Origin of the sequence: Mesorhizobium sp. M7A.F.Ca.US.014.04.1.1, from assembly GCF_003998745.1 — a bacterium.
Classification (GTDB): Bacteria; Pseudomonadota; Alphaproteobacteria; order Rhizobiales; family Rhizobiaceae; genus Mesorhizobium; species Mesorhizobium ciceri.
Genome location: NZ_RZRW01000200.1, coordinates 1 through 9522, shown reverse-complemented (window position 1 = coordinate 9522; position 9522 = coordinate 1). Strand labels below are relative to the sequence as shown.

Annotated in this window: 13 protein-coding genes; 3 read left to right on the top strand and 10 right to left on the bottom strand. The window is 61.9% G+C overall.

Features of this window, described 5'->3' with window-relative positions; all coding sequences use genetic code 11:
* Nucleotides 1-162: 162 nt before the first annotated feature.
* From EOA22_RS15365 to moaA, 9 genes are all read right to left on the bottom strand, one after another.
* Nucleotides 163-984 carry an ABC transporter permease gene (locus EOA22_RS15365; protein WP_024503307.1) on the bottom strand — a complete coding sequence of 274 codons (822 nt, stop codon included), beginning with the start codon at nt 982-984 and terminating at the stop codon, nt 163-165.
* On the bottom strand, nt 981-1700 hold the full coding sequence (locus EOA22_RS15360) for an ABC transporter permease (protein WP_024503306.1): 720 nt from the start codon (nt 1698-1700) through the stop codon (nt 981-983). Before EOA22_RS15360 ends, EOA22_RS15365 begins: the two co-directional genes overlap by 4 nt.
* Before the next feature lie 80 nt (nt 1701-1780).
* The gene (locus EOA22_RS15355; protein ID WP_013531705.1) at nt 1781-2566 is read right to left on the bottom strand and encodes an ABC transporter substrate-binding protein; all 786 of its coding nucleotides are present in this window, start codon (nt 2564-2566) and stop codon (nt 1781-1783) included.
* A 157-nt stretch (nt 2567-2723) separates the two neighbouring features.
* Nucleotides 2724-3233, bottom strand: coding sequence for a molybdopterin-guanine dinucleotide biosynthesis protein B (gene mobB, locus EOA22_RS15350; RefSeq protein WP_024503305.1), 510 nt, complete (start codon nt 3231-3233; stop codon nt 2724-2726).
* A complete protein-coding gene (gene mobA, locus EOA22_RS15345; protein WP_063167989.1) occupies nt 3230-3856 on the bottom strand; it encodes a molybdenum cofactor guanylyltransferase MobA in 627 nt (208 codons plus the stop codon). Before mobA ends, mobB begins: the two co-directional genes overlap by 4 nt.
* Nucleotides 3857-3911: 55 nt before the next feature.
* Nucleotides 3912-4832 carry a DMT family transporter gene (locus EOA22_RS15340; protein WP_063167990.1) on the bottom strand — a complete coding sequence of 307 codons (921 nt, stop codon included), beginning with the start codon at nt 4830-4832 and terminating at the stop codon, nt 3912-3914.
* A 221-nt stretch (nt 4833-5053) separates the two neighbouring features.
* Nucleotides 5054-5413, bottom strand: a complete 360-nt coding sequence (locus EOA22_RS15335) for a hypothetical protein (protein ID WP_013531701.1) — start codon at nt 5411-5413, stop codon at nt 5054-5056.
* Nucleotides 5414-5532: 119 nt separating this feature from the next.
* Nucleotides 5533-6003: a hypothetical protein gene (locus EOA22_RS15330; protein ID WP_063167991.1), complete on the bottom strand. Its 471-nt coding sequence runs from the start codon at nt 6001-6003 to the stop codon at nt 5533-5535.
* Between the two features lie 54 nt (nt 6004-6057).
* Nucleotides 6058-7053 carry a GTP 3',8-cyclase MoaA gene (gene moaA, locus EOA22_RS15325; RefSeq protein ID WP_013531699.1) on the bottom strand — a complete coding sequence of 332 codons (996 nt, stop codon included), beginning with the start codon at nt 7051-7053 and terminating at the stop codon, nt 6058-6060.
* Between the two features lie 199 nt (nt 7054-7252).
* Between moaA and EOA22_RS15320 the strand changes: the two genes are divergently transcribed.
* Both EOA22_RS15320 and EOA22_RS15315 read left to right on the top strand, forming a co-directional pair.
* Nucleotides 7253-7606 (top strand): DUF971 domain-containing protein, encoded by a 354-nt coding sequence (locus EOA22_RS15320; protein ID WP_013531698.1) that lies wholly within the window; start codon nt 7253-7255, stop codon nt 7604-7606.
* 65 nt (nt 7607-7671) lie between these two features.
* Nucleotides 7672-8283: a pyridoxamine 5'-phosphate oxidase family protein gene (locus EOA22_RS15315; protein WP_063167992.1), complete on the top strand. Its 612-nt coding sequence runs from the start codon at nt 7672-7674 to the stop codon at nt 8281-8283.
* An 18-nt stretch (nt 8284-8301) separates the two neighbouring features.
* Here the strand turns inward: EOA22_RS15315 and EOA22_RS15310 are convergent, their stop codons facing one another.
* On the bottom strand, nt 8302-8754 hold the full coding sequence (locus EOA22_RS15310) for a MarR family transcriptional regulator (RefSeq protein WP_013531696.1): 453 nt from the start codon (nt 8752-8754) through the stop codon (nt 8302-8304).
* 47 nt (nt 8755-8801) lie between these two features.
* Here EOA22_RS15310 and EOA22_RS15305 point away from each other — a divergent pair.
* Nucleotides 8802-9522, top strand: a 721-nt coding sequence (locus EOA22_RS15305) for an alpha/beta fold hydrolase (protein WP_127390065.1), incomplete at its 3' end; no start/stop codon positions are given.

The window sequence follows — 9522 nt, the reverse complement described above, 5'->3', positions numbered from 1 at the left end:
GCCATCGGATAGCCCATCACGCCAAGACCGAGAAATGCCACAGATGCCATGAGCTTGCCCTTCAGAATGGAAACGGAATTTGCTGCGAAAGCTCTAGGCTCTGCGCTCAATTCGTCAAGACGCGTATAGCCTGATCGACTGGTGCAGCCGAATCGAAAATCGTCAGCGTTTCAGGTGAACGGTGATCCGGCGCTCGATCCATTCGACGCCATGCCGCAATATCTCGACCATCACCAGATAGACGAGGGCGACCCAGATATAGGCCTGGATGTCGAACGAGTTGGCGAAGGCGAGCTTGGCATTGCCCATCAGATCGTAGACCGTGATGATGGCGACGATGGCGGACGCCTTGACCATCAGGATCAGTTCGTTGCCATAGGGCCGCAAGGCGACGATCAAGGCTTGCGGCAGGATGATCTTGCGCAACGTCTGCAGCTTATGCAGGCCAAGCGAGGCCGCCCCTTCCCATTGCCCTCTTGGCACGCTCTCTATGGCGCCGCGCAGAATCTCCGCCTGGTAGGCGGCCGTGTTGAGCGCAAAGGCAAAGACGCCGCAATTGAACGCGTCCTTGAAAAAATCCCAGAGGCCGACCGACTGGAGTTCGACGCGGAACGAGCCCAATCCGTAGTAGACCAGATAGGTCTGGACCAGCAGCGGCGTGCCGCGGAAGAAATAGACGTAGCAATAGGCGAGGCCGGACAGGATCCGGTTGCTGGACATGCGCCCGTAAGCGACGGGCACCGACAGGATCGCGCCGAGTACCATCGATATGGAAACCAGCGCCAGCGTGACCCCAAGCCCGCTCAGATAAGCCGGCGCATATTTGGCAAAGAAATCAGGATTCCAGGCAAGGAAGAGATAGCTGACGATGCCGATTCCGAACAAAATCCATAGGCCCACCAGCGCGTAACCGGCGATACGCCTGCGCGGCCAGCCGCGCGCCCGTGGCGGCGGACGTTCGACCATGGTGGCCGTGGCGCTCATCGCTGCGCCTCCCGCCGGCCAAGCGAGCGCAGGATCGCATTGGTGGCGAAGGACGACAGGACGGCCAGGCCAAGAAAGACCAGCGAGGCGACGCCGAAGAACAGGAAAGCGTGCTTGGTGACGCGGGCCGCAATGCTGGCATTGCGCAGCGTCTCGGCCAGGCCGACGACCGACACCAGCGACGTGTCCTTGAGCAGGCTGAGCCAGCAGTTCTCCAGTCCAGGAAACGCGATGCGCAGCAGTTGCGGCACGATCACCTTGCGCATGGTCAGCCAGTTCGAAAGACCGATGGCATAGCCGCCCTCATACTGGCCTTTGGGAATGGCGCGGAAGGCGGAAAGGAAAACCTCACTGGCATAGGAGGAGAAGATCAGTGCAAGCACGATCATGCCGGCGACAAAGCTGTTGACGTCGATGGTGACGTCAGGCCGGAAATACCTGACGAGATGCTGCAGCAGGATCGGCATGCCAAAAAAGAACAGGAAGAGCGTCACCAGTTCTGGCAGGCCGCGAAAGACGGTGGTGTAGATGTTGGCGGCAAGGCGCAGCGACGGTTCTTCGGACTGCTTGGCGAGTGCAATGAAAAAGCCGATCGTCAATCCGATGGGCAGCGTGGCAAGCGCCAACGCAATGGTGATCAGTGCGCCATAGGCAATATCGTCAAGCCAGCCTTCAGGTCCCCAACTGAGAAGTGTCCATATGCTCTGGGCTGGCATCGACCGGTCTTATCCTCACGGCATTCCCAAGACGAATAGAAAGACGGCGGGGAAATTCCCCGCCGTCTTGACCTGGCTTATCAGGACTCGGCGCCGTAGACGTCGAACTTGAAATACTTGTCGTTGATTTCCTTGTATTTTCCATTGGCGCGAATGGCGGCGATGGCCGAATTGAGCTTGTTGACCAGGTCGGTTTCGCCCTTGCGTACGGCAATGCCGGCACCAGGCCCGAAAATCTCGACCGGCTGCGGCGAAGGTTGGCCGAGGATCTTGCAGCAGGCGCCGTCAGGCGAGTCCAGAAACTGCTGCAGCACGACGATATCGTCCTCGATGGCGTCGAGACGACCATTGGCAAGATCGGCCTGCTCCTCGGGGCTGCTCGGATAGCCCTTCACGGTGCTGTCGGTGTAGGTCTTCGAGGCATAGTTGAAATGCGTGGTGGTGGTGGCGACGCCGATGGTCTTGCCGGCGAGATCTTCCTTGGTCACGCCTTTCAGCGTGCTGTCCTTCGGCACGGCGATCGCCGAGGGCGTGTTGTAGTATTTGTTCGAGAAGTCGACCTTCTCCTTGCGCTCCGGCGTGATCGACATCGAGGCGACGATGGCGTCGAATTTACCGGCCTGGAGGGCTGGAATGATGCCGTCCCAATCCTGGGCGACGAAGGTGCACTTGACCTTCATCTCATCACAAAGCGCCTTGGCGATGTCGATATCGAAGCCCACGAGCTGGCCATCGGCGGTAAGGTTGTTGAAGGGCGGGTAGGCGCCTTCGGTGCCGATCCTCAGGGTCTTTTCCTGGGCCTGGGCGACGCCGAGCGTCAGCAGCGCGGCCGAAGCGGCAAGCGCGATACGCAGTGAAATACGCATGATGGTCCTCTCTTTATGGTCCCGGCCGTCGTTCCGAACGGCTCTGTGGGGCGGTGCTTTTGACCGCCCGCTGGCGCGATACTCCCACTCTTTCCAAGAAAAAAGCAACTGCAAAACCATAAAAATGGGCAAGGCTATTCTGCCGTTGCGTCAGCGCTCAAGCAACGAGCCCGGTGGTGCGCTCGATGAAGTCGGCTATCGATTTTGCATCGTCGAGATCGAATACCGGCAGCAGCTCGCCTTCAATGGCAAAATCGGCGGCGACAGCGACGATGTTGGGATCCTCCGCCGAAAGCGGCGTGCGGTCCTTCGCATCCAGCCGGCGGGTTTCGATCTTGCTGTGGGCTTCGCGCTTGTAGCCCTCGACCAGCACGAGGTCGCAAGGGGCAAGCCGCGACAGGACAGTCTCCAATGTCGGCTCATCCTCGCCGCGCAGCTCGTGCATCAGTGCCCAGCGAACGCCGGAGACGATCGCGACTTCGGTGGCGCCGGCCTGCCGGTGGCGAAAGCTGTCCGCGCCAGGTTTGTCGATGTCGAAGTCATGGTGGGCATGTTTCACCGTCGACACCTTCCAGCCGCGCCGGACCAATTCGCTGACCAACCTCTCGGTCAAAGTCGTCTTGCCGGAATTCTTCCAGCCGGTGATGCCGAAGACGCGTCTGTTCATGGCTTGATGCTCTGCAACAGACGCTCGGCAGACACAAGATCGTCCGGTTCGTTGATGTTGAAGAAAGGGTCGATCCCCGCCGATGGCGGAACCGGGAACTCCACCTCGACAAAACCCTGCCGGTCGATGAAAGCCGAAACCCGCCTGATATCCTGATCGACCAGAAAGTGCCGCAAGGCATCGCGGCAGCCGATCGGCCACAGCGCGAAGGTCGGATGCCGCTTGCCGGCCGAGCGGGCAACGGCAATAGAACCGGGGCTTTGATCGGCGGCCCCTGCCAGACGCTCGACAAGGTCCAACGGCAGGAAAGGCGTGTCACCGGCAGCGCTGACGATCGCCTTGCAAGGCCTGTTGGCCGCGGCCCATTCGAGGCCGGTCAGGATTCCGGCGAGCGGACCGGCAAAGCCGGGCACGCTGTCGGCAAGCACCGGCAGTCCAAAGCGCAGGAATCGTGCAGGGTCGCCATTGGCGCTGAGCGCCATCGATTCTATTTGCGGGGCGAAGCGCGACACGACCTGGTCAAGCAGGCAGCCATCGCCAAGCGGCAACAGGCTCTTGTCGCCGCCGCCCATCCGCCTCGACTGGCCACCGGCCAGAACAATCCCCGCAATGTCTCGCTTCATGCCACGAAGCCTGTACGCCAGCCGTCGGAAATCACAAGAACCTTCAATGATCTGGCTAGATTCCGTCCGGAACCATGCTTGGCCCCGTGCTTTCGGCGACGATCTTGCGCCGGCCGACGACCCGCTCGCGGTAGAGCGCATAGAGGCCGGAGCCGATGATGATGGTGGCGCCGACGATCATCGGCAGATCGGGAATGTCCGCGAAGATGAACAGGCCAAGCAGGATCGACCAGATCAGGGCCGTGTAGCGGAACGGCGCGATGAAGGAGATGTCGCCCGCCCGCATCGCCATAATGATGAACTGGTAGCCGATAATCACCAGCACAGCAGCCAGGGCCAGCAGGGCCGTGCTGTTGCCCGTCATCGGCGTCCAGCCGCCCATTGCCGGCAACAGCGCCGCGCCGACGATTGTCATGGCAAGCGCGGTCGCGGTCGACACCAGCAATGTCGGAATGGCCTTGGGGATCCGCTTGGTGGCGAGATCGCGCACCGCGCAGCAGGCGACGCTGGCCAGCGCCGACAGCGAGTAGACGCTGAACCCTTCGAAGCCCGGCCGCACGATGATCAGCACGCCGGCAAATCCGATGGCGATGGCCAGCCAACGCCGCCAACCGACAGTCTCGCCAAAGACAAGTGCCGCTCCCATCGTCACCGCCAGCGGCAGCGCCTGCAGCACCGCCGAAACATTGGCGATCGGCAGATGGGCGAGGGCGACGAGGAAACTCACCGTTGCGCCGGCCTCGCTGATCACGCGCAAGGCGACCAGAGGCTGCAGCATCGAGCCCGGGCGGGCGAGAGCGCCGCGCTGCCAGGCCAGCAGGCCGACGAAAAGCGAAGCGAAAGCCCCACGGATCAACATGACCTGCGCCATGTTCATCGATTGCGACGAGTATTTGGTTATGGCGTCGTTGAGGGTGAAGCCGGCCATCGCCACCATCATGAACAACGCGCCGTGAAGATTTGGAGACAGGGGCAAGACGGCTACCGGTTCTGCTAATACATATCGCCCAAAAGTGACCTCGGTTTTGGGGAAACGACATGCATAAGAAACAAAGACCTGAAGCGCGTGGCCTGAATCCGTTCAAACGCGACGCGCTTTAGGCAGCAAGCCTGTAACAGTCGGGCATGAAACAGCAACAGCAAAGGACTGGGCCACAGCCTTGTTTGTGGCCCGGAATATCGCCTGCGATGGCGAACTTACTTCTTCGGCGTAAGCACCTCGGTGCCATTGCCTTCCTTGCCGGCGATCGTCCAAAGACCGTGCAGCGAACCGTCCGCCGCCACCTTGTAGACGACGAGGCCAATGTCCTTGTCCATGACATAGCCGGCGGAGAAGGCATCATCGTTGCGCATGCAGATGCCGTCGGAAGATGAGCCACCAGTTTCCCAATGGATCGCGCAGGTCGTCCCGCTGGTCAGCGTGATGGTGGCTTCGCCGCCATAGGCCGAGCCGTCGAAGTTGGTGCCGGCGACCGTATAGGTGCCGCCGATCGACTGCGCCGCCGCGGGCACGGCCGCGAGGCCAAGCAGTGCCAGAGAAAGAACGAGTTTGCGCATGGTGTATCCCCCTGCGAGCGAAGAGCAGCTTCCAGGGGAAGGCTAGGCTGGAACAGACTGGCCGTAAATCCGGCTGCGGTTCGCGAACAAGACTTTTTCTGGGGTGTGGTCCGAAACCGTCATGGCCCCTTGAGACTGCCGGCGATGGCGCCGACCAGCGGATCGTATTTCGACTTCAGCGCCGGCGGGTAGTCGACCCAGACCGTACGGATGATACCGTCTTTCCCAAACAGACGTCGCTCGTAGAATATCTTTCCATCCCTCAGGCCCGACAGCACGGCCCAGTCCTTTCCGGCCTTGCTGTAGGTGACCTTGTAGCCCGGCTTCTTGCTCGCCTTCTCCGCCGCGACAAAGCCTTTCGGCGTGTCGTCGTCGACGTTGAGGATGCCCGAGCAGATCAGGCTGGCGCCATCGGCGCTCAGCCATTGCTGTCCGTCGCCATTGTCGGGCTCCGGCTGGCGATCGGTGAAGACGTCGTCGGGAAAGGTGCAGACAGTGCCGAAGCGATCGTTCACATAGGTGAATGGCGCGGCGACCGCACTGGTTGCTGCCATTGTCGCAATGACCAGGAATGAAGAGTGCAGCCGCATGCTCGCCTCGAAGTCATGATCCCGAAGCGATATTGCATGAATTTCACGGAAAGATCAGCCGCCAGTGACGCTCATGTGGCGTGACACCGATGGGCGGCTGGTGCGGCGGTCGATGATGAAGTCATGGCCCTTGGGCTTGCGGCCGATGGCTTCGTCTATAGCTTCGGCGACCAGCTCGTTGCCTTCCGAGGCGCGCAAGGGCGCGCGCAGATCGGCGGCATCTTCCTGGCCGAGACACATATAGAGGGTGCCGGTGCAGGTCAGCCGGACGCGGTTGCAGCTCTCACAGAAATTATGCGTCATCGGCGTGATGAAGCCGAGCCGTCCGCCGGTCTCGGCGACCTGGACGTAGCGCGCCGGGCCGCCGGTCTTGAAGGGAATGTCGGTCAGCGTGAACTGGCGTTCGAGCGACGCGCGCAGCAGCGACAGCGGCAAATACTGGTCGGTGCGGTCGGCATCGATCTCGCCCATTGGCATGGTTTCGATGACCGTCAGGTCCATGCCGCGGCCATGCGCCCAGCGCATCATCTCGGGCAGCTCGGCGTCGTTGAAATCCTTCAACGCCACTGCGTTGAGCTTGACCTTGAGCCCGGCCGCCTGCGCGGCATCGATGCCTTGCATGACCTTGTCGAGATGGCCCCAGCGGGTGATCTTGTGGAATTTGTCGGCATCGAGCGTATCGAGCGAGACGTTGATGCGCCTGACGCCGCAATCGGCGAGTTCGGCGGCAAAGCGCGACAGCTGCGAGCCGTTGGTGGTCAGCGTCAGTTCTTCCAGCGCGCCGCTTTCGAGATGCCGCGACAGCTGGCGCACCAGATGCATGATGTTCTTGCGCACCAGCGGCTCACCGCCGGTCAGCCGCAATCGCCTGACGCCCTTTTCGATGAAAACCGTGCACAGCCGGTCGAGCTCTTCCAGCGACAGCAGGTCCTTCTTAGGCAGGAAGGCCATGTCCTCGGCCATGCAATAGGTGCAGCGGAAATCGCAGCGGTCGGTAACCGACACGCGGAGATAGCTGATCGTGCGGCCGAAAGGATCAATCATGTCCATGCTTCAAGCGCTTCCCGTGGCCGTGAACGGCTTCGTTATATACCGCTATGTGATACGATCCGGCCTGCTGTTCAAGATAGCGCCTCTCGATCTTTGGTAACATCTCTCAGCCGACATCGCATGTCGGTCGGTCTCATCAGACCTTTTCCCGTTTGGCGAAGCGGCGTAGGGAAGGGCGGATGACACGGGATCGAACAGCATGACCGCACCGAAAGAACTCAGGGTTTCCAAGGACCGCAAACTTCTGTCCGTCACCTTTCCCGACCACCATCCGTTCGAACTGCCGGCGGAACTGCTGCGCGTCGCCTCGCCATCGGCCGAAGTGCAGGGCCATTCGCCGGATCAGCGGGTGACGGTCCCCGGCAAGCGCAATGTGGCGATCCTGAAGATCGAGCCGGTCGGCAACTACGCCGTGCGCATCACCTTCGACGATTTCCACGACACCGGCATCTTCACCTGGAATTACCTGCATACGCTCGGCCACGAGAAGGATGCGCGCTGGGAAGCCTATCTCGCGGAGCTTGCGGAAAAGGGCCTTAGCCGGGACCGCTAGGGCATCGCTGTCGTGAAGATGTCATCGATCTGGGGTAGCGCCGGCAAAGGTTTGGAGGCGAAAACATGTCCGTCATCACCACGGTCGAGCAGCTCGAGGCACTCTATGGCGTTCCAGGCGAGGCCTCGCTGGTCAAGGAACTCGACCACATCATTCCCGAATATGCCGCCTTCATCGAAGCCTCGCCCTTTGTCGCGCTGGCGACCAGCGGGCCGGAGGGGCTTGATTGCTCGCCGCGCGGCGATCTCGCCGGCTTCGTGCGCATCCATGATCCGAAAACGCTGATGATGCCGGACCGACGCGGCAACAACCGCGCCGATTCGCTGAAAAACATCATTCGCGACCCACGCGTCGGCCTGCTGTTCCTGGTGCCGGGCTCCGGCACGACGCTGCGCGTCAATGGCCGCGCCCACATCACAACGGATACAGCGCTGTGCGCGTCATTCACGGTGGACGGCAAGGCGGCGCGATCGGTGACCGTCGTCGACATCGATGCGGTCTATTTCCAATGCGCCCGGGCCATCGTCCGCTCCGAGCTCTGGAACCCGGCAAGGCATGTCGAGCCGAAGTCGCTGCCGACGCCCGGACAGATCCTGGAAATCACCAGCCGCAAGAACATCGACGGCGAAACCTACGACAAGGAATGGCCGGAACGGGCGAAGAAGACGATGTGGTAAGGTTGGGCTGAAGGGCGCTCAAGCCTCATTCAGCACATCATAGATCTTGCGCATCTGCTCGCCGATCATGTCGCATTGCTCCGGCGTCGACTGGCTCATCGCCTTCTCGATCAGCGCCATATGCACTTTCAGCGCCTGCATCAGCAGCGCCTCGCCGGCCTCGGTGAGCGCGAGCCGCAGGATGCGCTTGTCCTTCTCGTCGCCTTCGCGACGCAGCAGGCCACGCGCTTCCAGCTGCGGCAACAGCATGGTGATGTTGGAGCGGCCGACGAGCAGCTTGCGGGCAAGATCGTGCTGCGACATTCCGGGGTGGCGATAGAGGTTCATCAGCACGTCGAGCTGCGCCGGCTTCAAATCGAGCGGCGCAAGTTTCACCGCCAGCGTGCGCTCAAGCACATGGCAGGCGCGCGCCACCGCGACCCAGTTGCGGAAACGCGGGTTGTCCCAAGGCAGCTCTTGTTTATTGTTCATCTTTGAACTATTATGTTCATGCTTGAACGTATGGATGGATTCTCACTATGGCATCATTCGGGCTGAAGGTCATCCGGGGCGTGTTCGGTGCGGCAGAGCGTGTCGCGCCGCGGCTCAGCGGACGCGCGGCGTTCGAATTGTTCTGCCGCACCCCGAATGTCAAGGCGCTCAGCGATGGCGAGCGCCGCGCTGTCGAGCGTGCGACGGGGTTCATGACCGAGGCGCGTCATCACCGGCTGAAGACCGCGACCGGCTGCGTCATGGTGCACGAGTTCCGGCCCGAGCCGGGCAGGGCGGCCGTCGGCACGGTGCTCGTCGTCCATGGCTGGCGCTCGCGCACCGAATATATGCGCGCCTTGATCGAAGGCTATCGCGCCGCCGGCTACAGGGTCGTTTCGCTCGACCTGCCTGGCCACGGCCAGTCGCAGGGCCGGCGCCTGAACATGGTCAATGCGGTGGATGCGGTGCGGGTTGCCGGCGAATGGTTCGGCCCGTTCGCGGCGGCGGTTGGCCATTCCTTCGGCGGCGCCGTCGCCGCCAATGCCATCGCCGGTTCGGTCAAGAACATCCCGCCGCTGGCGGCGGGACGCCTGGTGCTGATCGCGGCGCCAAGTTCCCTGCCGGCGATCTTTGCCGACTTCAGTCATATGTTGAATGTCGGCCCGCGCTCGCAAGCCGCCATGGCGGACCGGGTCGAGCATCTTTCCGGCCGGCCGCTGCACGAATTCACCGGCGACCGCCAGCTCGCCCAGGCACCGGTGCCGACAC